This is a genomic window from Agrobacterium larrymoorei (assembly GCF_037722385.1).
In the GTDB taxonomy this organism is placed as follows: domain Bacteria; phylum Pseudomonadota; class Alphaproteobacteria; order Rhizobiales; family Rhizobiaceae; genus Agrobacterium; species Agrobacterium larrymoorei_C.
Genome location: NZ_JBBKAQ010000020.1, coordinates 398,553 through 420,835, shown reverse-complemented (window position 1 = coordinate 420,835; position 22,283 = coordinate 398,553). Strand labels below are relative to the sequence as shown.

General features: G+C 58.4%; 19 protein-coding genes. 7 read left to right on the top strand and 12 right to left on the bottom strand.

Annotated elements, in window-relative coordinates:
- Nucleotides 1-145: 145 nt before the first annotated feature.
- From WKI41_RS20980 to WKI41_RS20970, 3 genes are all read left to right on the top strand, one after another.
- On the top strand, nucleotides 146-982 hold the full coding sequence (locus WKI41_RS20980; protein WP_340195362.1) for an aldose 1-epimerase family protein: 837 nt from the start codon (nucleotides 146-148) through the stop codon (nucleotides 980-982).
- A gap of 126 nt (nucleotides 983-1,108) precedes the next feature.
- Nucleotides 1,109-1,447, top strand: coding sequence for a TIGR01244 family sulfur transferase (locus tag WKI41_RS20975; RefSeq protein WP_340195361.1), 339 nt, complete (start codon nucleotides 1,109-1,111; stop codon nucleotides 1,445-1,447).
- Between the two features lie 43 nt (nucleotides 1,448-1,490).
- Nucleotides 1,491-1,832: a RidA family protein gene (locus WKI41_RS20970; RefSeq protein WP_062440491.1), complete on the top strand. Its 342-nt coding sequence runs from the start codon at nucleotides 1,491-1,493 to the stop codon at nucleotides 1,830-1,832.
- Nucleotides 1,833-1,941: 109 nt separating this feature from the next.
- On the opposite strand, the gene WKI41_RS20965 is transcribed toward WKI41_RS20970, so the two are convergent.
- The 4 genes from WKI41_RS20965 to WKI41_RS20950 all read right to left on the bottom strand — a co-directional run bounded on the left by WKI41_RS20965 (nucleotide 1,942) and on the right by WKI41_RS20950 (nucleotide 6,761).
- A complete protein-coding gene (locus tag WKI41_RS20965) occupies nucleotides 1,942-2,706 on the bottom strand; it encodes a HugZ family protein (RefSeq protein ID WP_340195504.1) in 765 nt (254 codons plus the stop codon).
- Between the two features lie 150 nt (nucleotides 2,707-2,856).
- On the bottom strand, nucleotides 2,857-4,521 hold the full coding sequence (locus WKI41_RS20960; RefSeq protein WP_340195360.1) for a thiamine pyrophosphate-binding protein: 1,665 nt from the start codon (nucleotides 4,519-4,521) through the stop codon (nucleotides 2,857-2,859).
- Nucleotides 4,518-5,723, bottom strand: coding sequence for a CaiB/BaiF CoA transferase family protein (locus WKI41_RS20955; protein ID WP_340195359.1), 1,206 nt, complete (start codon nucleotides 5,721-5,723; stop codon nucleotides 4,518-4,520). Before WKI41_RS20955 ends, WKI41_RS20960 begins: the two co-directional genes overlap by 4 nt.
- A 72-nt stretch (nucleotides 5,724-5,795) precedes the next feature.
- Entirely contained in the window at nucleotides 5,796-6,761 is a 966-nt protein-coding gene (locus WKI41_RS20950) for an alpha/beta hydrolase (protein WP_340195503.1), read from the bottom strand.
- 116 nt (nucleotides 6,762-6,877) lie between these two features.
- Between WKI41_RS20950 and ettA the strand changes: the two genes are divergently transcribed.
- Both ettA and WKI41_RS20940 read left to right on the top strand, forming a co-directional pair.
- On the top strand, nucleotides 6,878-8,527 hold the full coding sequence (gene ettA, locus WKI41_RS20945) for an energy-dependent translational throttle protein EttA (RefSeq protein WP_340195358.1): 1,650 nt from the start codon (nucleotides 6,878-6,880) through the stop codon (nucleotides 8,525-8,527).
- A 230-nt stretch (nucleotides 8,528-8,757) separates the two neighbouring features.
- Nucleotides 8,758-11,058 carry a methyl-accepting chemotaxis protein gene (locus WKI41_RS20940; protein WP_340195357.1) on the top strand — a complete coding sequence of 767 codons (2,301 nt, stop codon included), beginning with the start codon at nucleotides 8,758-8,760 and terminating at the stop codon, nucleotides 11,056-11,058.
- Nucleotides 11,059-11,127: 69 nt separating this feature from the next.
- Here the strand turns inward: WKI41_RS20940 and WKI41_RS20935 are convergent, their stop codons facing one another.
- Nucleotides 11,128-11,598: a VOC family protein gene (locus WKI41_RS20935; RefSeq protein WP_340195356.1), complete on the bottom strand. Its 471-nt coding sequence runs from the start codon at nucleotides 11,596-11,598 to the stop codon at nucleotides 11,128-11,130.
- Nucleotides 11,599-11,897: 299 nt separating this feature from the next.
- Here WKI41_RS20935 and WKI41_RS20930 point away from each other — a divergent pair, with 299 nt between their 5' ends.
- Nucleotides 11,898-12,911, top strand: a complete 1,014-nt coding sequence (locus WKI41_RS20930; RefSeq protein WP_340195355.1) for a metalloregulator ArsR/SmtB family transcription factor — start codon at nucleotides 11,898-11,900, stop codon at nucleotides 12,909-12,911.
- Between the two features lies 1 nt (nucleotide 12,912).
- Nucleotides 12,913-13,809, top strand: a complete 897-nt coding sequence (gene metF, locus WKI41_RS20925; protein WP_340195354.1) for a methylenetetrahydrofolate reductase [NAD(P)H] — start codon at nucleotides 12,913-12,915, stop codon at nucleotides 13,807-13,809.
- A gap of 425 nt (nucleotides 13,810-14,234) precedes the next feature.
- Here metF and WKI41_RS20920 read toward each other — a convergent pair whose 3' ends face one another.
- From WKI41_RS20920 to WKI41_RS20890, 7 genes are all read right to left on the bottom strand, one after another.
- Nucleotides 14,235-15,461, bottom strand: a complete 1,227-nt coding sequence (locus tag WKI41_RS20920) for a lytic murein transglycosylase (RefSeq protein ID WP_340195353.1) — start codon at nucleotides 15,459-15,461, stop codon at nucleotides 14,235-14,237.
- Between the two features lie 234 nt (nucleotides 15,462-15,695).
- The gene (locus tag WKI41_RS20915; protein WP_340195352.1) at nucleotides 15,696-16,487 is read right to left on the bottom strand and encodes a glycoside hydrolase family 25 protein; all 792 of its coding nucleotides are present in this window, start codon (nucleotides 16,485-16,487) and stop codon (nucleotides 15,696-15,698) included.
- Between the two features lie 155 nt (nucleotides 16,488-16,642).
- Nucleotides 16,643-17,320, bottom strand: a complete 678-nt coding sequence (locus tag WKI41_RS20910) for a class I SAM-dependent methyltransferase (protein ID WP_340195351.1) — start codon at nucleotides 17,318-17,320, stop codon at nucleotides 16,643-16,645.
- Complete coding sequence (locus tag WKI41_RS20905; protein ID WP_340195350.1) at nucleotides 17,317-18,567, bottom strand: DUF3419 family protein; 1,251 nt, start codon at nucleotides 18,565-18,567, stop codon at nucleotides 17,317-17,319. Before WKI41_RS20905 ends, WKI41_RS20910 begins: the two co-directional genes overlap by 4 nt.
- A gap of 210 nt (nucleotides 18,568-18,777) precedes the next feature.
- Nucleotides 18,778-19,890, bottom strand: a complete 1,113-nt coding sequence (locus WKI41_RS20900) for a transglycosylase SLT domain-containing protein (RefSeq protein WP_425341078.1) — start codon at nucleotides 19,888-19,890, stop codon at nucleotides 18,778-18,780.
- Between the two features lie 121 nt (nucleotides 19,891-20,011).
- Entirely contained in the window at nucleotides 20,012-20,647 is a 636-nt protein-coding gene (locus WKI41_RS20895) for a LysE family transporter (protein WP_340195348.1), read from the bottom strand.
- Nucleotides 20,648-20,880: 233 nt separating this feature from the next.
- The gene (locus WKI41_RS20890) at nucleotides 20,881-22,092 is read right to left on the bottom strand and encodes a pyrophosphate--fructose-6-phosphate 1-phosphotransferase (protein ID WP_340195347.1); all 1,212 of its coding nucleotides are present in this window, start codon (nucleotides 22,090-22,092) and stop codon (nucleotides 20,881-20,883) included.
- Nucleotides 22,093-22,283: the final 191 nt, after the last annotated feature.

Sequence of the window (22,283 nt, the reverse complement as noted above, 5' to 3'; positions counted from 1 at the left end):
AATTCGCGGTTAATGCAATCTTAATTTCTGGACGTTCCGGTAGCTTTTGCGTGAGGTGGGCGTCAATGGGATCACATATTTTACGCATTCGCGCAGAACAAACCAGTTTCGACTGCGCTACAGATTTGCTTGGAAGGAGCCGTTGATGAGAGAACTTAAAGCTGGAAAATCGCCGTCCGTTTTCCTCGACGAAACCTCCGTTCTCGATATCGGCCCCTGCATCGTCGATGGCGTCAATATCGCGCCCGAGCGCGCCATTCCGGACGACGGCGACCCGCGCATCGATCATTCGCTTGAAGGGTTTCTGTTCACCTGCGGTCCAGATCATATTCGCCACCCTCAGCTGATCGTAGGAGATGCAACTGGACGGAGATATCCTTTGCATGGCTCCTTTTCCTCTCATCCGGCCGAGATCACACATTGGTCTGTCGTTGACGGTAATGCCGAAGCCGCGGCGCGGGTTCCGGTCGTGCTTGCGGACGATGGCTCAGCGCTGCTCGAGCGGATGTGGCGAATCGATGGTGCAAGCGGAGAGGTGAGCCTGGAGGATCGCGTAACGAATACCAGCGATCACCCCCGGCCCACCTTCCTGATGTATCACATGAACGTCGCTGCAAAGCTCTTCGATGACGGCGTACAACTGCAGAGTACATCTTTCGAAAACGGCGGCTTTGGCTGGCGCTTCGGCGAGGAGCCCGGCAGTGTTTTCTGTGTTCCGGCGCAGGCAGAGAAGGGCTGGGCATCGTTGATACTCGGACCGATTGCCTCGATAGGCGGTCGTAGCCTTAAGGTCTCGTTTCGAACCGATACATTGCCCTATCTGCAGATGTGGCGAAACCAGAGGGCGCCGGCAAACGTGCTCGGCATAGAACCGGTTTCCCATCGTTGGGTGGACAGAGCCGAGTTGGAAGAGGCGGGCGAGTTCAACGTGCTGCAACCCGGCGAAAGCCGTACCTATGGTTTGCGCTTTTCTATTCTCTGATCGGCTGTTTAAATGGAATAGCCTGTCATTGACGCACCCGGCTCAACCCCTTACATCGGATGCAGATTTTGAGAATTTGGCGGCGCCTTGAAAGCCGTGACGCCGTCACCTGTCGGAGGATAGAATATGGATATCAGGCGTATCGATGATGACTACTCCGTGACCGGGCAGATCAGCGTGGCTGACCTTGATGAGGTGAAGGCGCTCGGTTTCAAATCCATCGTTTGCCATCGCCCCGATGACGAGGAGGAAGGCCAGCCGCGTTTTGCCGATATCGCCGAACGGGCTGAAGAGCTTGGCATCACAATCATGCATGTGCCGGTCGGCCGCTTTGGTGTCGATCCCGATGCCGTTGCCGGTATGGTGGATGCTCTGGATGAATTGCAGCGTCCGATGCTCGGCTACTGCCGCTCCGGTGCGCGCTCGACCGCCATCTACGAAAAAACCCATCATCTGCGCGGTTGATCCCGTGTCGATTATCTAAAGCCTAAAAAACAGGAGTACTCCCATGAGCATCAAGCGCATCGAACCCGGCAAGCGCATGAGCGGCGCCGTCGTTCACGGCAACACCGTCTACCTTGCAGGCCAGGTTGGCGAAGGCACCTCCGTGACCGAACAGAGCAAGTCCGCGCTGGCTGAAGTCGATCGCCTGCTGGCTTTGGCTGGCTCCGACAAGTCGAAGATCCTGCAGACGATCATCTACCTCTCCGACATGTCCACCTTCGGCGAAATGAATGCCGTTTGGGAAGGCTGGATCGATCCGGCAAACCCTCCGGCGCGCGCCACCAGCGAAGCAGCCCTTGCGACGCCGGACTACAAGGTCGAGTTCATCGTTACCGCCGCGATCTGATCGTCAGTCGATAGATGTTTTGAAAGCCGGTCCATTGGGCCGGCTTTTTTGTCTAAAGGGCTAAGTTCGTATAAGAGAAAACTTATTTTCTTTGAGTAGTTTAGCCTGATCAATTCTCAGATTGAGTCAGTGCCTTGGCAAGTTGATTCAAGTTCGTGACCCGCTCGGTAAACCACAGCCGTGCCAGATCCTGTGACGACGCCAGATTGACGCCGTCCGGATCGATCGAGGTTACCTTCCACGCGCCGGGCTTCTTGCCTGCCATGATGGCAATCCTCGGGGCTTCGCCCTTGATGGCGTTGATGCGGGCAATCTCGTCATCGACAGCGCTCATCAATGCGTCCGCGCCTGAGAGATCTGTCCGCAGGTCTTCGGCGGTGATGTTGCTGGCGTTGCGCGCAGGGCCGCCATTGATCTGCACACCGTCGATCTTCATGCTATAGAGTTGGGTGTCAGGCAAGGCGAGGTAGAGCTTGGCCTTGGGATAGCGCGAGACATAGCGCGCTTTAGCGAGTGGTGTTTCACGATCGCTCATCAGTTCCGCCCTGCCGACCAGTGTCAGCCGAGGCAGCGTGAGGGCGTCGCCCTTGTTGAAAGGAGCCAGCACCAGCGAGATGCGGGGATCGGCCTCGATGTTGCGCGCATGAAGCGCCAGGTGCGCGGCGAAGAAGAACGGCGTTCCATCCGCCTCGACGGCGATATTGGTGGCGGTACTGTAGGGGTAGCCGCTTGCGGGATCGAGAGTTGCCAGACCGCAGGTTCGTGACGTCAGCAGCACATCGCGAGCCACCCGGATGGCTTCGAAGGGCGCACCGGCCGAAGCTTCGATCTTGGCATTGCGGGGTGTGATGACCGGGATTTTGCTGTTGTGCATGGCAGCCTGTCGTTCCTTCATTCCTGCTCGTCAACGAGATCCAGCCAGCCCAGGATACCGGACTGGCGTGTCTTCTTCGTCGCGCTCACGCGCTTCTGCCTGATTTCTGTCACGGAGACAGGTTTGAGGGAAGAGAGGAGCTCTACACGCTCAGCTCTTGTTGCGGATCTGCGTGAGCGTGCGAGCAGGGGTAATTGCTTCTGCGTCGAGCTTGATTTCGATGATGGCTGCCTTGCCACTGGCGCGTGCGCGCTCAAAAGCGGGGCCGAAGTCTTCGGTTTTTGCCACCAGTTCCCCATGTCCCCCGAAAGCTTTTGCGTAGGCGACGAAATCCGGGTTGACGAGATCGGTGGCGCTGACGCGACCGGGATATTCCCGCTCCTGATGCATGCGGATCGTGCCGTAGGTGCCGTTATTGACGAGCACAGTGATGATCGGCAGGCCGTAGCGAACGGCGGTGATGAATTCCTGTCCATGCATCATGAAGCAGCCATCACCCGCAAAGCAGATGACTTCTCGCTCCGGGAAGAGGTGTTTTGCCGCAACGGCTGCCGGCAGGCCATAGCCCATGGAGCCGGAAGTAGGGGCGGCTTGGGTGTTGAAGCGGCGGAAACGGTGGAAGCGGTGAACCCATGTGGCATAGTTGCCAGCGCCGTTGGTGAAGATCGCATCATCCGGCACATTGGCCTCGATCCAGTCCATGATCGGCCCCATCTGGACGTTGCCGGGACCTGTCTTGGGTGGTGTGGACCATTTCAGATAGGCCTCGTGCATGGCAGAGGTGCGTTCTGCCCAGGCTGGGTTTACATCCACTTTGAGCTCTTCCAGGGCCTCAACGAAGTCTTCCGGTGCCGCACAGATGGCAAGATCCGGGCGATAGATACGACCCAACTCTTCGGCTTCGGGGAAGACATGCACCAGTGTCTGAGACGGGTAGGGGATCTCCAGCATGGTGTAGCCGGAGGACGGCATTTCCGACATGCGGGCGCCGACAAGCACGATGAGATCGGACTCCTTGATTTCCTTGGACAGCGCCGGATTGATGCCGATGCCGACATCGCCGGCGTAAGACGAACTGGTGTGATCGAAGAGCATCTGGCGGCGGAAAGAGCAACCGACTGGCACTTCTAGGCTTTCGGCAAATTGCTTGAAGGAGGCAACGGTTTCTTCGGACCAGCGCGTTCCGCCAAGGATGAACATCGGGCGCTTGGCGTTGGCGAGCTGGTCTGCGAACTTCGCCATCTGCTTTCGGCCGGGATGGTTTTCGACCGGCGTGTAGGCTTTGGCTTCCGGTGCCTCGACCTCTTCCACCAGCATGTCTTCCGGCAGCGTCAGAACCACGGGGCCGGGGCGGCCGGAGGTTGCGACCGCAAAGGCGCGGGTAACGAATTCAGGAATGCGGCGCGCATCGTCGATCTCGCCGACCCATTTGGCGAATTCGGTGAAGGCGCGGCGATACTCAACTTCCTGGAAGGCCTCGCGTTCGCGCGCATCGCGCTGCACCTGGCCGATGAAGAGGATCATCGGGATCGAGTCTTGTCTAGCGACATGCAGGCCTGCGGACGCATTGGTGGCGCCTGGACCGCGGGTGACCATGCAGATGCCGGGTTCGCCTGTTAGCCGTCCCCAGGTGTCCGCCATCATTGCGGCGCCACCTTCCTGGCGGCAGACGACCGTCTCGATGCCGCTTTCATAAAGCGCATCCAGAACCGCCAGATAGCTTTCGCCCGGCACGCAAGAGACACGCGATACGCCATTGGCTTTCAGCGCCTCGACAATAAGCTGCCCGCCGGTTCTCTTTCCCAAAGTCGTCATTGCGCGATGTTCCTTTCGATATCGTCCAGTTCGGCCAGAACTTCGGCCTGATGTTCTCCAAGGCGCGGGCTTGGACGGCTGTAGCGCAGTGGCGTTTCCGAGAGCACGATCGGGGTTCGCACGCCGGGGATAACCGTGCCATCGGCGGCTTCGAGATCGATACGAAGGCCGCGTGCCTGAACTTGTGGATCGGCAAACATTTCCTCGATGGAGTTGATCGGGCCCGCTGGCACCGCATTGCTTTCGCAGGCGGTCAGAAGGTCACGCTTCATCCATTTCAACGTTTCGGTGGAAACGATTTGCCGGACCTCAAGCTTGTGGGCCACGCGTGCCTTGTTGGTGGCGTAGCGCTCGTCATCAGCAATCGCATCAATGCTCAGGATCTTGCACAGCCGCTTGAACTGACCGTCATTGCCGACAGCAAGGATCAGGAAGCCATCCGCCGTCGGGACTACCTCATACGGAGAGATATTCGGGTGCGCATTGCCAAGCCGGACAGGAGGTCTGCCGGAGATCAGGTAGTTCATGTTCTGGTTGGCCAGCACGGCAGACTGCACGTCCAGCAGTGCCATGTCGATATGCTGACCCTCTCCGCTCCGCAACGCATGGATGAGTGCGGCCTGGATTGCGCTGACGGAATAGATGCCGGTGAAGATATCGGCAACCGCAACGCCGGCCTTCATCGGCTGGCCATCCGGCTCGCCGGTGATCGACATGAAGCCGGACATGCCTTGAACGATGTAATCGTAGCCGGCGAAATCCGCATACGGCCCTGTTTGACCGAAACCGGTGATCGAGCAGTAGATCAGCTTCGGGTTCAGGGCGCGAAGACTCTGGTAATCCAGGCCATATTTCTCCAACCCGCCGCGCTTGAAGTTCTCGATCACCACGTCGGCGGTCTTGACCAAGCGCCGCACGATCTGACGGCCTTCCTCGGTCTTCAGGTCGATGGTGATGGAGCGCTTGCCGCGATTGGTCGAATGATAGTAGGCGGCCGAAAGATTGTCGCCATCCCTGCCTTCGACGAAGGGCGGTCCCCAGGCGCGGGTATCGTCGCCACCATCCGGGCTTTCCACCTTGATGACATCGGCACCCATATCGGCGAGCATCTGGCCCGCCCACGGACCTGCCAGAACGCGGGCAAGTTCGATGACACGAATGCCCTTCAGGGGCGGCTCTTTCGACGATGACGGTTCGACCATGAGTTACCTTGCGCTTTCCCCAGCCTTATAAACGGGTGGGTAGAGGTGCGCATGTGAATTTATCTCATGGCGTTATTCCGTTTGGGCAACGACGCTTTTCTTCCCGGCGGTCACTCTTGCGGCCCAGGCCGCAAAATCCGCAGCAGGCTTTTCCCAGCCGATCTCGTTCAGCGTTTCGTGGCGCATGCCCTTGTAGATGGTGTCTTCCACATCCGAGAAGCCAGCGTTACGAAACTTCTCTGCCAGCCAGCTGATCTCGCGGCCGTTATTGGTTGCGGCATCCTCGTCACCACTCACAAGCTTTATGGGAAGCTGTTTGGGCAAGCGCTCCATCAACCTGGGACCACGATAGGACATCTCGAACACATCCTGCCACAGCGAAACGCTGGCCTCGAACTGGCAAAGCGGATCGCCCGCATAGGCATCGACTGCTGCCTTGTCGTGGCTCAGCCAGTCGGCGGTTGTGCGCTTCTCCGGCATACGCGCGTTCCATACGCGGAAGGTGGCCTTCGGTAGAACGGCGCTTGGCACATCCGAGCCCTTCAGCATTTTCTCGATGCGCAGCACAGCTTGCGCGAGGCGACCCATCACCCCGGTGTTGAAATTGGAATTCCAGATGGAGAGCGCGTCGAAACGATCCGGGTGGCTGACGGCCGTGTTGAGCGCAATCAACCCGCCCATTGAGTGACCGAACAGGATCACAGGCAGGCCTGGATGACGGTCTGCGATGAGATCACGCATGGCGATGACATCCTCTACGACCTTGTAAAGTCCATCCTTGGGAGCGAACCGGCCAATCGGCGCGTCCGCGGAGCGTGTGCGCCCATGGCCGCGGTGATCATGCGCATAGACCTCAAAGCCTTGATTGGCCATGAAGTCAGCGAAGAGGCGATAGCGCCCTGCATGATCGACGAGCCCGTGGCAGACCATCAAGACGCCGCGCGGCTCGGCTCGGGCAGGCTCATGGCGATAGGCGAGTGTGGCGCCCGATGGGCTCTCCAGCCGCTCGATTTTGCCGAACATCAGATCATCGCCCATGTGCTCTTCCACTTGCTTATTATCGGCCAAGAGGTTGCTCCTCAGCCCCGTTTACCTTACATAGCGGCAAATTTCCCAATCCGACTTTTCACATCCGACGCGGAGCATTCGCTACAATGGCACGCCAATTCATCTATCACATGTCCGGGCTGAACAAGTCCTATGGCGCGAAGAAGATTCTCGAGAACGTGAACCTCTCCTTCTACCCGGATGCCAAGATCGGTATTCTCGGCCCGAACGGTGCCGGTAAGTCCACGGTTTTGCGCATCATTGCCGGCCAGGACAAGGAATTCACCGGCGAAGCCTGGCTGGCGGAAGGCGCGACCGTCGGCTATCTGGAGCAGGAGCCGAAGCTCGACCCCAACAAGAATGCTTTCGAAAACGTCATGGAAGGCGTGGCCGACAAGCAGGCCGTGCTTGACCGCTACAACGAACTGATGATGAACTATTCCGACGAGACCGCCGACGAAGGCGCAAAGCTCCAGGACATCATCGACAGCCAGAACCTTTGGGATCTGGAACAGCAGGTCGAAATGGCGATGGAAGCGCTGCGCTGCCCGCCGAAGGACGCCGATGTAAGCGTGCTTTCGGGTGGTGAGCGTCGCCGTATCGCGCTTTGCCGTCTGCTGCTGTCGCAGCCGGACCTGCTGCTGCTCGACGAACCTACCAACCACCTTGACGCGGAAACCATCGCCTGGCTCGAAAAGCACCTGCGCGATTACCCCGGCGCCGTCATGATGATCACCCACGACCGCTACTTCCTTGACAACGTCACCGGCTGGATCCTCGAGCTCGACCGTGGCCGCGGCATTCCTTACGAAGGCAACTACTCCGCATATCTGACGGCCAAGGCCAAGCGCATGCAGCAGGAAGCGCGTGAAGAAGCCGGTCGCCAGAAGTCGCTGTCGCGCGAACAGGAGTGGATTGCGTCGAGCCCGAAAGCTCGTCAGGCAAAGTCCAAGGCGCGTATCAAGGCCTATGAACAGCTCGTCGATGCGGCCGAGAACATCCGTCCCGGCGATGCGCAGATCATTATCCCGGTTTCCGAGCGTCTTGGTCAGGTCGTTATCGAGCTTGAGGGCATCAAGAAAGGCTTCGAAGGCCGCACGCTGATCAACGATCTGTCGATCAAGCTGCCACCGGGCGGCATCGTCGGCATCATCGGACCGAACGGTGCCGGTAAGTCGACGCTGTTCAAGATGATCACCGGTCAGGAAAAGCCGGATGCCGGTACGATCCGCGTCGGTGAAACGGTGCATCTCGGCTATGTCGATCAGAGCCGCGACGCGCTTGATGCCGACAAGACCGTCTGGGAAGAAATTTCCGGTGGTGCGGAAGTCATCAAGCTCGGCAAGTTCGATATGAACAGCAGAGCTTACTGCGGCGCCTTCAACTTCAAGGGCGGCGATCAGCAGCAGAAGGTCGGCAATCTTTCCGGTGGTCAGCGCAACCGCGTTCACCTTGCCAAGATGCTGAAGGCCGGCGGCAACGTTCTTCTCCTCGACGAACCGACCAACGACCTCGATACCGAAACCCTGGGTGCGCTGGAAAGTGCGCTGGAAGCCTTCGCCGGCTGCGCCATCATCATCAGCCACGATCGCATGTTCCTCGACCGTCTGGCCACGCACATCCTCGCCTTCGAAGGCGACGGCCATGTTGAATGGTTCGAAGGCAACTTCGAAGACTATGAACAGGACAAGATCCGTCGTCTCGGCCCGGATGCGCTCAACCCTGGCAGCCAGGCCTATAAGCGCCTCACACGCTGATTGATTATGAAATAGGCGTTTATTAGAAAGCCGCTGCCTATATTCTAGGTGGCGGCTTTTGTTTTGCACTAATTTTCGGCTATACATGCTTGACGATAGTCAAATCGTGCGAAAACGGACGGTTGTACTTTGATTTCAATCTTTTTTAATATGACAACGCTCTAATACGGCGGCGCGGATGAGTTGCGCGCAGTGGGTGGCATGAGGTCACGGTCTTGGAGCGTCCCCTCATGAAACTCGTCGATATTCCCGTCAGCAAAAGGCTTTGGGCTGCTGTCGTTCTTCCAATGTTGGCCGCAGGCTATCTTTCCTATGTCGAGATATCGGGACGCCTCGGCGACTACCAAAACATGCAGAACGTGGTGGTGATCGGAGATCAGCTGAAGAAGCTCTCCGATGTTGCGCATGCTCTGCAGGTAGAAAGAGGGCTGACTGCGGGCTTTATCGGCTCCAAGGGTACGAAAAACGTCAGCGAACTTGCCACCGCTCGCCGGCAAACGGATGTGGCGGTCAGCGATCTTCCGGCAGTCGCTGCCATCCTTGATCAACTGACCGGCGGTGCTATCGCGGCGCATCAAGATACGGCGAAGAACCAGGTTTCAAAAGCGCTCGACATCCGTGTCGCGGTCGATAGCCTCTCCGCCCCCGGCGGTGCCGCATTTGCTGCCTATACGTCCGCTGTGGCAGGCATTCTCTCGATCAGTGATGATCTGGCAGGCGAAACCGCCAATCCCGAGATTTCAAGTCGGATCGCGGCTTTCTCTCTTTTGATGCGTGCGAAGGAAATCGCAGGTCAGGAGAGGGGCCTTGCCAATGGCTTCATCTCCTCCAAGCGTATGGATGCCGCGCGCTTTCCTGAATTTGCCGCTATGGCTGGTGGTCAGCAGGCCTTGATCAACGTGTTTCTGGCGCAGCAGGATGCCGAGCGGCAGAAGAGTGATGCCGCTTTGCTTGAGGGCGTCTCGGACGTTGTTGGCGACCTCCGTTCGAAGCTTTTGACCGGCGGTGCCGGCGCAGACTTAAGCGCGCTGGATAGCGCCGCATGGTTTGCCGCCGCTACGAAGCGTATTGAGGCTTTGAAGCAGATTGAAAATCAAGCGTTGGACGACATTGCAACACTTGCAAAGCAGCATGCCGCCTCCGCTTTCAATATTCTCGTTTTGATGACTGTCGCCATCCTCTTGGGCGCGGCAATGATGATCCTGTTTTCCAGCGTGATGGCGATGACCGTTGTCCGACCCATACGGAAAATGGTTGCTGCCATGGGACGCCTTGCCGCCGGTCAGATTGAAGACGGCAATCTGACCTCCGGTCGACGCGATGAGATTGGCGATATGGAACAGGCCGTCGAGGTGTTCCGCCAATCCGCAATTCGTAACCGCGAGCTTGAAGCCGCGGAGGCCGGCAACCGTCTTCGTGCGGAACGCGAGCGTGCGGAGATGCAGCGTCAAGCGGAAGAAGAGGCGCAACTGAAGCTGACGCAAGCGACCAGCGCATTTGCAGCAAGCATGAAGAAGCTTGCGAGCGGCGATATGCTGTGCGAACTGGACCAGCCTCTCTCTTCGCAATTCGAGGCATTGCGCCAGGATTTCAACAGCTCTGTTCGCCAGTTGCGCGAAACGCTGACGGGTGTCGGCCAGTCGGTCGCCACGGTCACCGGTGGATCGAAAGAAGTCTCCTCCGCCTCCGACGATCTCTCCCGTCGCACGGAACAGCAGGCAGCGTCATTGGAGGAAACGGCAGCGGCTCTGGAAGAGATCACCGCCAACGTCTCGTCTACATCCAAGCGTGCAGCAGAAGCGCGCGCTGTTGTTCGCAATGCACGCGACAAGGCGGGGGCGTCCGGCGACGTCGTGCGCAATGCCGTGTCAGCAATGAGCCGGATCGAAGAGGCATCCCGGCAGATCGGGCAGATCATTGGCGTCATCGACGAGATCGCATTTCAGACGAACTTGCTTGCGCTGAACGCCGGTGTGGAAGCTGCGCGTGCCGGCGAAGCGGGCAAGGGCTTTGCCGTCGTGGCACAGGAAGTGCGCGAACTGGCACAACGGTCCGCCAAGGCAGCCAAGGAGATCAAGCAGCTTATCGGCAATTCCGAGGTTGCCGTCAGCGATGGCGTTCGGCTGGTCAGCGACACCGGCTCTGGGCTTGCCGAGATTGCTGAGCTTGTCCAGTCGGTCAATGCGCACATGGAAGCCATCGCGACCGCTGCCCAGGAGCAATCCGCTGGACTGGCGGAGGTCAACACTGCTGTGAACCACATGGACCATGCCACACAGCAGAATGCGGCGATGGTGGAAGAGATGAATGCTGCCGGTGCCGCGCTCGCTCAAGAAAGCGTCAGGTTGAACGAGCTTCTATCCCACTTCCAGTTGGGATTGGCGACCCAGCAATTGCGCAGCATGGGTGAGACAATGCGTCCCGCTGTTCCGACGCGGTCGACTTCTGCGCCACAGGCCGCTCGCTCACGCTTCGCGCCGGTCGCGCATGGCAACGCTGCTCTTTCAGTGGGTGAGTGGACCGAGTTCTGAAAACGATCGCGCCTTGGCGATGAGAGAGGCGGGCGTTCATCCCGCCTTTCTTTCTTGTTAGTTGCTGCTTCAGAATTGACCAGCGGCAATTTGCTTCCACTTGGAGAAGGTTAGCGTCCCTGGTATGTCCCTGCGGGGCTGATCTGGCAGGAGCGCGATATACTCCAGCGAGTGGCCATCCGGATCATCAAAGTAGACGCTGGCAGCCGGCATCCAGGGAAAGATGATGGGCTCTTCGATCTCCGAGCCTGTACCGTCGCGTGGCGTGATGTCCTTCGAGCGCAGATAGTCGGAAAATCTCAGCAACTGCTCAAGGCTCGTTTGGAAGGCGATGTGCAGCCGGTTTCGTAGCGGAGAACTGTGTATGGACCACAGGCCGAGCATGGAGGTCTCGCGGCCTGCAACCCAGAAGAACGCAACGTTTCTGTCGGGTATGGTGTGTGCCAGTTCCAATCCGACGACATCGCGGTAGAATTCGATGGATCGATCGAGGTTCGAGACGGTCAGATGGGTTTCGTAGAGACCTTTGAGGGAAATCATGAGCATACTCCTGGTTATGCGCCTGCTTCGAGGCTGGCTTTTGAGTTGCTGATGTTGGTACGACCTCAAGTATAGTTGAGGTCAAGGCGCTGTTTTCGGAAATTTTGAGGTCACAGAGCAGCTTGTCTCGGTGGAGGAAAATTCCTTCCCGGGCAGCAGAAGATGTTCGGTCGCGGGAAGGAACATTTTGTGCGCATTAGCCCTGACCGGTTTTCGACTTAGGGTGCAAGTCCAGTCTTGCATCTCCTTGCTAATCGTATAAAGATATCTTTATATGTTGATTGGATGAGGTGGCGGCGTTGGCGCTTGGGCTGGACAATCTGGTGGATCTGTTGAAGGCAGCGGGGGAGCCCACGCGCTTTCGCTTGCTGGCGCTGCTGTCTGCTGGTGACTTGACGGTGACCGACCTCACCGAAATTCTTGGCCAGTCGCAGCCCCGCATCTCGCGCCATCTCAAGCTTCTGGCGGAAGAGGATCTGATCGACCGCTATCAGGAAGGCGCCTGGGCCTACTTTCGCTTGAAGCAGGATGGCATGTCCGCCGAGCTGGTCAAGCAGTTGCTGTCTCTTGCGTCCTCTGCCGACGCAGTTCTTTCAAGAGACAATGAGCGCCTTGCTGGCGTCAAGCGCGTGCGTGCTGCACGCGCGCAGGACTATTTCAGCCGCAACGCCTCGGCCTGGGACGAGCTTCGTCGTCTGCACGTGAGTGATGAGGCGGTGGATGCGGCTCTTCTCAAGCTCGTTGGTACCACGCCAGTCGATTCCATGCTGGATCTGGGAACGGGCACGGGCCGTATCCTGCAGCTGCTGAGCGGCATCTACCGGCGCGCGATCGGCATTGATGCCAGCCGCGACATGCTGGCGGTCGCGCGCTCCAATCTGGACAAGGCGGGTGTTGCGCATGCTTCCGTGCGTCATGGCGATATTCTTAATCTGCCACTCGAAGGTCAGGATTTTGATCTGGTCGTGGTTCATCAGGTCCTGCATTTTCTCGATCACCCGGAAATGGCGATTGCCGAGGCGGCCCGCATGCTGCGCCCCAATGGCCGTCTGGTGATCATCGATCTGGCACCTCATTCGCTGGAATATCTGCGTGAAGAGCATGCCCATGTTCGCCTGGGCTTCTCTAACCAGACCATGGAAGAGTGGCTCAAGAAAGCCGGGCTCTCGCTGGAAAAGTCTACGGACCTGCATTCCGGCAAGGCATCGGCCCAGTCGCTCGACGTCACCATTTGGGTTGCACGCGACCCGCGCCTGCTGATTGCCGGGGATCAATCGGCAGAGCCTCAATTCGTTTCCGCCGGGAGGGCATGACATGACCAAGACAGAGATCGATCGTAACCCTTCCAGCGACTTCAAGCTCTCCTTCGAGTTTTTCCCGCCGAAGAGCCCCGATATGGATGTGCAGCTTTGGGAGACGGTGGAAGAGTTGTCTCGATGGAACCCGGATTTCGTATCCGTGACCTATGGGGCAGGGGGCACCACCAAGGCGCCGACGCTGGAGGCGGTGCGCCGGATGATCTCGGTGGCTGGCCTGGCCACGGCGTCGCACCTGACCTGCGTGGATGCCAGCAAGCGCGAAACACACGAGGTCGTGGAAGAACTGCGCAATGTGGGCGTGACCCACTTCGTCGCGCTTCGCGGCGATCCTGCCACGGGGATCGGTACGGCCTACAAGCCGCATCCGGAAGGTTATGAGAATGCCGCTGCCCTGGTGCGCGGTCTCAAGGAACTGGGCGACTTCGAAATCTCCGTGTCGTCCTATCCGGAGAAGCATCCGGAGAGCGAAAGCAATGATGTCGATATCGAGATGCTGAAGCTCAAGGCCGACAACGGCGCAACGCGCGCGCTAACACAGTTCTTCTTCGACAATGACGTCTTCGAGCGCTACATGGAGCGTGTCAACAAGGCTGGTATCAAGATACCCGTCGTGCCGGGTATCATGCCGATCCAGAACCTCACGCAGTTGAAGCGCTTCGCAGGGCGCTGCGGCACAAGCGTTCCCGCTTTCCTTGACGAGCGCTTCGCCGGTTATGACGACGATCCGGCCGGTCGTGCCAAGGTTGCTGCCGATGTCGCGGCCGAGCAGATCCTCGACCTGCAGCGTCGCGGCGTTAACGAATTTCATCTCTACACGATGAACCGCGCACCACTGGTCAACGCTGTTTTGGAAAATGTCGGCTTCCGCCCGGCGCGCAAATCTGCGGCCTGATCGAGCTACAGAAAAACGGATATAAAAAAAGCGCAGGTAGAAAAACCTGCGCTTTTTTAATGGCTTATAAGGATCAACTTGCGGCTGGGCGTCCTAAACCCCAACGTTTCGTCAGATGAAAAGCATCACTCCGACAAACGCAAACGCCACGCCGACTGCCAAGGCATTAAGAGAATTTGTAAGTCCCATGCTCTGCCTCCTGTTCGTTGACAGTAAGCATTATGACCCTTTTGTGTCTTTTGAAAAGCGCTTTTTATGATGCAGTGCACATGAGAGAGGCCGCATTTGGATGAAATTGCGGCAGCAATCCATTGAAAAACAACTTATATTACAGGGTGAAGATTTCGTTATTCCAACGCCAAAAAAAAGTAAATGGCCGGCGTTCCCGCCAGCCATTTTTGAAAGACTCGAAGCGTTTGTAGGGATCAAAGCTTGTCGAGCAACTCGCGTGTTGGCCAGCCATCAGCGGGCAGGCCCAGACGCTGCTGCTCGCGCTGAACGGCGATGCGGGTCCCGGAGCCCAGGATGCCGTCAATCTTGCCGACATCATGCGTCTTGGCATCCAGCTTCGTCTGCAGTTCCTTCATCTCGGCATCGTTGAGGCCGGGATCAGGGTTGCCCTTGTTGTACACCGGAGCGCCCATCAGCCTCGTCGCGAAATAGGCAGCCGAGGTCGTGTAGATGAAGGACTGGTTCCACTCGAGATAGATATTAAAGTTCGGATAGGTGAGGAAGGTTGGTCCCTTGCGGCCCTGCGGCATGATGAGGGCTGCCTGGAGATTGGCAAACTTCTTGTCCCCGTCGCGCGGGGTAACGCCGAGATTGAACCAGTCGCCAGCGGTCATGGTGCCGCCAAGGCCGGATTTTTCCCAAGGCAGATTTTCCGGTACCGCGACTTCCTGGATCCATGGCTCGCCCTTCTTGAAGCCGAGATGCTGGATGAACTTTGCGGCCGTCAGAATCGCATCCTGTGCGCTTCCCTTGACGTTGACGTGCCCATCGCCATCACCATCGACGCCAAAAGCGATGATGTCCTTAGGCAGCATCTGCACCTGGCCAATTTCGCCAGCCCATGCACCGGTGTTGGTGGCGGGGTCGAGATCGCCATGCTGGACCATTTCGGTCAGCGCGATCAGCTGTGGGCGGAAGAGCTCGGGCCGGCGGCAATCATGCGAAAGCGTGACAAGCGCGTTGCGGGTGTTGAAATCGCCCTGCACAGCGCCGAAATCGGTTTCCATTGCCCAGAATGCGGCGATGACGCCGGCGGGCACGCCGAACTCGTCCTCAGCACGCTTGAACGTGGAGGAATATTCCTGGAGCTTCTTGCGGCCCATATCCAGACGGCCCTGGCTGACGGTGCGCTGCGAGAATTCCAGGAAGGTCTGACGGAAGACACCCTGGGCGCGGTCGCGCGAAAGAACCTTCTGGTCGATTTGGGCACCGGCAAGCGCCTTGTCGACTGCCTCTGCCGATACGCCCTTGGCGACGGCTTCATCCTGCACGCCCTTGAGGAAGGTCGAAAGATCACCGCCGCAGGGAGCCTGCTTCGGATCATCTGGAGAAACGGTCGGGGTAACGGCCAGTGCTGAACCGCAGGACAAGGCGAAAAGAGTGGCAGCGAGAACCAGGCTGCGTTGCGAGAAGCTGAACATCAGAATTCCTCAATGTGCGATTGGCCCATTGATTTCCTAGCCTTTGTGGCGGAAGCATGGGCGAGATCGTGAAAGAAATCGCAAGGGTTTTGTTTCCTTCGCCTCTGCGATTATTTCGTCGCACATCTGCCTGTCTTAGAGGAAAAAGCAAGTCCTAAGCCGGTCGCGCAGAAGTGGTATGCGCTTTTGTGGCAACTGAACCCGCTAATTATGTGATCTGGCCGTGGTCTGTACTCAACTACGGGCGTTGGACGCTGATGCCACCCAGGTGCGCCAGTTCTTCTCGCTTCCGGAGAAAACGTTGATGTCTGTCGGTGTGCTGATGCCTGGAATGACGCCTGTGCCGGTATATTGCCAGAAGGCCCATTGGCGTTGCGGGTAGATTTCCGATGGGTGAGCCGCCACCGAGCGAACCCAGAAGTGATAGTTCTTGAACTGGCCGACCAGATTGTCACGATGGAAATCGACGCTGGTATAGATGATCGGGCGCTTACCGTAGTAGTTTTCGATGCGGGTGAGGAAGCGCTGGATTTCGGAGCGTACCACGTCGGGCGAGGGACGCGTCTTGCAGGTAGGCGAAGCAGGATTCCATTCCACGTCGAGCACCGGCGGCAGCTTCATCGATTCCTTCGGCACGTTGCGGATGAACCAGTCTGCCTGGGCGTCCGCAGGCGCGCAGAAATAATAGAAGTGGTAGGGCGCGTGCGGCACGCCGGCGGCAGCCGCGCCGCGCCAGTAATCGTCAAAGCGAGAATCCAGGCGATCGGTGCCTTCGGTGGCCTTGATGAAGGCAAAGGATACGCCTGACTTGCGTACCGTGGCCCACTCGATCTCGCCGTTCCACTTGGACACGTCGATGCCATGGACTTCATGCCTGTGCGGGGAATTGCGACCGAAATCGTGCGGATCATTATCCTTGAACTTCGGCCTCGCGACGGAGGCGGTTTCCAGGAAATCGTAACTGGTCGAGGTGCAGCCACTGAGGACCAGCAAGATGCCGAGAAGAGCCGGAATGAGCCGCCGCATGATGTTCCCAGTTGAATGAGTTCCCACCGATCGCGCGCGCTGGCTCGTTGGCCGACGCTGCATATCGTTAATCCGCATTTACCATAACAGGGTAAACAAGCGGTTATGACAAGAGGACGGATAAGAATTCATTTGCAGGGGGCGAAATCTCCCTCTCAACTCTTCGGCATTGTCAGCACCGCGCGCCAAGCATAACCTCGCGCGATCGGTTCAAATTCCAACGACGCATTGTGGCTTCCCGCAAGCGTTTCCAGCACGTAGCGCAGGTTGGCGCGTGGGGTGACATGGAACTTCGTCAGCCATGCCTGAAGCAGGCTGCGGAACCGGACGGGCAGATGTTCCTGCTGGCCAAAATCGACGATGTGTAGCGATCCGCCAGGTGCCAGAGAGAGAAGGGCGCGTTCGACGGCCTTCTCCCATTCAGGGATCATCGAGATCGCGTAGGAGATCATGATGCGGTCGAAACCGTCGCTGCGGCCAAACTCACCGAGCCTGAAGGTTGTGGCATCGGAAACGCGCAGTGTCGGACGTGACTTCTTGTTCGCAAAGTTCTCGGCCGCCGTGGTCAGCATCTCGGCGGAGATATCCAGGCCATAAAGCTTGGCGAGGGGAAAATGACGGGCGGCGAGGAGGAGATTGCGGCCCGTGCCGCAGCCGACTTCCAAAAGGCTGCCGCCGTGGGGAACATCCAGTCGCTCGATCGTGCGGTCACGGCCAAGCAGATAATATTTGCGGGTGATGTCGTAGATGTGGCGCTGGTGACGGTACATCCTGTCCATCAGAGTGGCATGCTGGGCGTTTGCAAGTCCGACGCTGTCGCCAATGCTTTTCATGCCGATTTCCTTTGATAGATGTGGAAGCCGCCATAAATGGCGGAGCGATCTTTTGCGTTGAGCTCAAGCGAACGGGCTTCGAGGTAGGACCACTGGGCGCGGATATCGGGAGAAAGGCGGCCTTCGATGACGCTCTTTTCTGCCGCTGTACGGAAGATCACCCGCGCATCGGGTGTCGCCGTGCGGCTGATCTGCGCCCATAGCTCGTTGATTTGCACGTCGCTCATCCAGTCCTGCGCATCAAGCAGCACATAGCGATCCACCGACGAGGCAGGTTTCGATGCCAGAAGCTCGGTAAAGGTGGCGTGATGGACGGTGACGCGATCGGCATTTTTTCGGATGGCACCGTAATGTTCAGGCTTCAGATAATCCGGCAGCGCACCTTCGCTGGCATCTGGGTAGCGGCGGGCGAAGGCTTGCCAGGCGAAGTAGTTGTCTTTCAGGGCGAAGTCGCAGGCAAGCTTTTCCAGACGTCGGCGCAAAACGGGCGCGATGGTGTTGCCATCGGATAGGCTCGCAAGCTCGTCATATTGGCGCGGTGGAATGCCGAGGCCGAAGAGCGAACTCTTGCGCTTGGTCAGCCAGCGGATCATCGGCTTGTCGAAGAGGGGCGCCACCTTCTCATCGAAGAACTGGCGCTGCTCTTCCATCGAGCGGGTTTTTGCGATGTCCTGAAGCTTGACGCCGTGCAGACGCGCCAAAAGATGTCCGGCGCCGATGGAACGGCCCAGCAGGCCGGTGCGGTAGATATTGCGATCGAAAACGGAAATGCGGCGTCGTCCGACGATCGTGCGCTTCGACCAATAGGCACGGGTCTGCTCATCAAGGTTCGGGGCGATGAATCGGTCATAGCCATGGCTGTTCGAACCGACATTGGCCTTGCCGAACTGGCGCACGACGTCGCCATGGCTTGGCAGGTGGCGGAAGGCTGCAAGCTTCAGCCGGTTCAGTGCTATGTGATGAGGATTGAGATCGACGACGTCGATGCGCTTCGGGTTTTGCGACAGGTAGGCCAGCGCGTTGCAGCCGCCCGAGCCGATGGTGACGATGCTATGACCCTCACGAAGCGCCATGGCCTGCATGTCGACATCGGGGTCTTCCCAGATTTGCGGATAGACAAGGCCCGAAAACAGCATGCCGAACAACCGCTCCGACAGGCCGCTGGTCGAGAGCGCCTTGTGCTGGAGAAGGGCGGACTTGAGCTTGGTGTTCTTGCTGAAGCCGGTTTTGGGGGCAGCACTCGTCATATGATTCCACCTATCGTTCGGGTGACAGGCGTGTAGCGTCGGGACGCAACAGTTTAATGACGGGAGAGCGAAGGAGAGCATTTGCTGTAGCAATACGCGGCTATGCAAACGCCGTGCTAAGCAGCCCGCGCAGACCTCTAGAATGCGTCGGACTGCCCTTTGTTCAAGAGCAGTTCAGATCATAGAGAGCTGAGGAAAGAGAGCGCTCTGTTACTGACGCAGGACGTGGAGCATGTTCTTGCGCTTGGCGTCGTAGTAATAGCCGCGGGCATAGAGGCGCACAGCGCCGTCACGATCATTCTCCGACACTTTCCATGCGCCACTCAGATACTTCACTGCATATCGTAGATTGGTTTCAGCGTCGAAAAGGCCGGAAGCAGGGCCGTTGAAGCCCATGGAACGGGCCGTGGCGTGCTTGATCTGCATCAGCCCAAAGTGGCCACGATTGTAGGCGCCAGGATTATAGCGGCTTTCGCGCATGACGACGCGGTGTACCAGATCTTCCGGAACGCTGTACATGACCGCGTATTTGGAGATAAGGCCGCTGAGCTTCTCGCGACCGACGGGCTGCGGCCCGGTGCTGAGACCTTCGCGGGTGCTGATTGCAGCCAGTGCGGCATTCTGCGGAGCCGACGCGTAAGCGAGAACCGTGCTGTCAGGCTTCGGCAGCGGGACGATCGTCTGCGCGCGCACCATGTCTTCCGTCAACTGTACCGGCGCTGCCGAGGGCGTGCCGGGCGGTGGGGGAGCCGGAGGGAACGAACCCTTGACGGCGACGACCTGAGGCAGGGTTGCGGTGGCGGAGGTGTTTGCTGCAGCCTGAAGGCCGGCCGCGTGATTGGTGGTCATCGCTGTCGCTGCGACGGGTGTCGCGCCAAGCGTTGCCGCCGTTGTAGCGGATGCCATCTGTGGAGCGCCTGTCGGCGATTGCATCTGCGCCGAGATGGCGGCCGCTGCTGCAATTTCTGCTGCCGGGGGAAGGGCGACACGACCACCCTTGAGGGCTGGCTGAGAGGGCATCGGTGTTGTCGCAGAATTGGATGCGACCTGAACCGGGGAGGCGGCCTCGGCTGTTGGCGCGGTTGTCGCTGCTGCTGCTACGGTGCCGGGTTGCTGGCCTGCCGTCGCTGCTTGCGTGCCGGGCGCCACAGGGCCGGTCGCTGTCGCTTGCCCTGCGACGGGTGCTGCTGCAATCTTGGGGGATTGTACATCGGAATTTGCTGAATATTCCACGCTGGTGCATCCTGCCAAAGCCAGCGTCAAGCCCATGGTGGACGACAAAAGTGACGCCGATCTACGGCGCAAATTGCCAGAAAATATCATGCTGCCGCCTCTAATTTGCCTGCTCGTTGATGCCCCCGTATCAAACGAAGCACGCAGTCTCCTGGGCGGATCATTAACGCATTGTAAGGATTCCGGCAAGACGGGAGGCGCGAGATGTGTTTCAGGCAGCAATACGGCGGTAGCCAGCGGAGACGGCGCGGCCTGTGATGAAGCGCGTCCCACGGGTATTTCTGACTTTTTTCGTTGCCGATGCCCGGCGCACCATAGCGATGGTCGAGCGCGCAAAGGTGGCCTGCAGCGTCAGGCAGAGAAGGGACAGGATAAGTGTGGCTGCCTGCATCTGCGTCAACATTCCCACGACATCGCGCGTGCGATTGATGAACTGCGGCAGGAAGGCGATGAAAAAGGCGAAGTAACGCAGGCGCAGTGCGGCCAGCACGAAGCAGTCGATGAAGATCGCGCCGAGTGTTCTGGCACGCAGGTTGTCATTCTCCGCCTGGGATTCGCGCGCGGCAGGCGTTGCGATCGTCCAGAGGCCGAACAGCATCAGCCAGCCGATCCCTGCCCATTGGATGACATCGAGGAAGGAAGAGGGCACGTAAGACGCGCCAGCAACCACAGTGGCCGCCGCGGTAAATGTCGTCATCACGCCAAGCGTCGCGCCGCTGACCGAAGCAATCATGGTGCGCTTGCCGCGGACCGCTGCATAATTCGCAACCTTGAAAGCGATAGGCGATGGTAGCGCAAAAAGAATGGCACAGGCTGCGCAGAACACCAGCCAGACTTGTGCGGACATGACGACCTCCTTGCCCTTCACATCGTTTTACCAAGCGATGAGGCGATAATAAAGCCTTCGTCGCATGGAGTTTGGAACAATGCAGGCTTTCCCATGCTGCGTTGTGCGAAAGCCACGCCTTCTTCCGTGAGACATTCAAGAAGGGAAAAAAGCATCGGCCCGGAAACCAAACGGTTTTCCGGGCCGATGGATGCATGATGTCTTCCTAATAAAAAAGGAAGAGCTTTCGGTCATTAGGCCGCTTTGAAGGGTTGGCCGATATGGTCCATCACCTCGGAGAACCACGGTGTCGAAATATCGAAGTGCTTGCCGCCCTTGATGCGCGGAAACTCAATGGTGCGCAACTTGCCGCCCTGATCCTCATCATGGCCGGTGACGCCGGAGACCTTGTTCAGCGCACTTTCGACGGCCAGATCCACCATGCTATGGATCAAACGCAGGTCCTCACTATTGGCGGGGGCGGAGCGAGCATAGTAGCCTGACTTCTGCACCATGGTGCGCTCGGCGCCGATCAGACTTGCGAACTGTTTCTGGAACCAGCCGCCAACATTAATCGTGTCGATCTTCACATGGCCGAAGGCGTCGCGCTTGACCGCTTCGCCAGCCGCTTCGCGCTCGGCGACAATCGAATCAAGGCCAGCGCCTTCCGAGACGAAAAGCGTAACGAAGCCGTTCTTTTCCATGATCTTCTTCAAGCGTTCGGCTTCCGCCTGGATATCGAAGGCCATTTCCGGGAGGTAAAGCCCGTCGATGCGCTTCAACTCTTCGCCCATCAGCAGGCCTTCGACATAGTCGTTGCCCTTAACCTTCTGGATATAGGCGCGTGCAGTGGCCGCCGTCAGCCAGCCGCAGTGACGGCCCATAACCTCATGAATGACAAAGGTCTTGGGTGCAGCACTTTGTTCGTTGCTGACATTGTCGAAGAAGTTTGCGCCGACTTCCGCCGCCGTCCAGGCGCCGAGCGACTGCTTGATCGGGACCACGTCATTATCAACCGTCTTGGGAAGGCCGACGACGGTGAGATTGTAGCCATTGGCGCCCAGATAGGCGGCAAGGTCTGCAGCCGTGGTATTGGTGTCGTCACCGCCAATGGTGTGAAGAATGGTAACGCCGTCCTTTGCGAGACGATCGGCGGCCACCTGCAGCGGGTTTTCGCCTTCTTTGACCAATCCGCGCTTGGCGCAGTCGGCTGCATTGGTGAGCTTCACGCGGCTATTGCCGATCGGAGAGCCGCCATAACGGTGCAGCAGCGGAGCCTTCTCGCGCATCTCTTTGGTGATTGCGACGCTGTCGCCCAAAAGCACACCCTGATAGCCGGAGCGATAGGCCACGATGTCGATTTCGGGAGCGATGTCGGTGTAACGCTCGATCAATCCGCCCACGGCAGACGAGAGGCAGGGCGCCAGTCCGCCTGCGGTCAACATTGCGACTTTCTGTTTGGCCATGGGGCTCTCCTTTGTCGGTGCTCAATGCGTGTCGGGGTAAATGGATGCGACAGGCTCTCCTGCATGTAAAGTGAATTTCTCAAGAAAAACGGGTATTTCGCGGTATTTTCGAAGATCGGTGAACTGCCCGTCGAATATAATCGTTTCAATGCAAAGAACTATTGGCGACCTCGGAACCGGCCTGTGGAAAA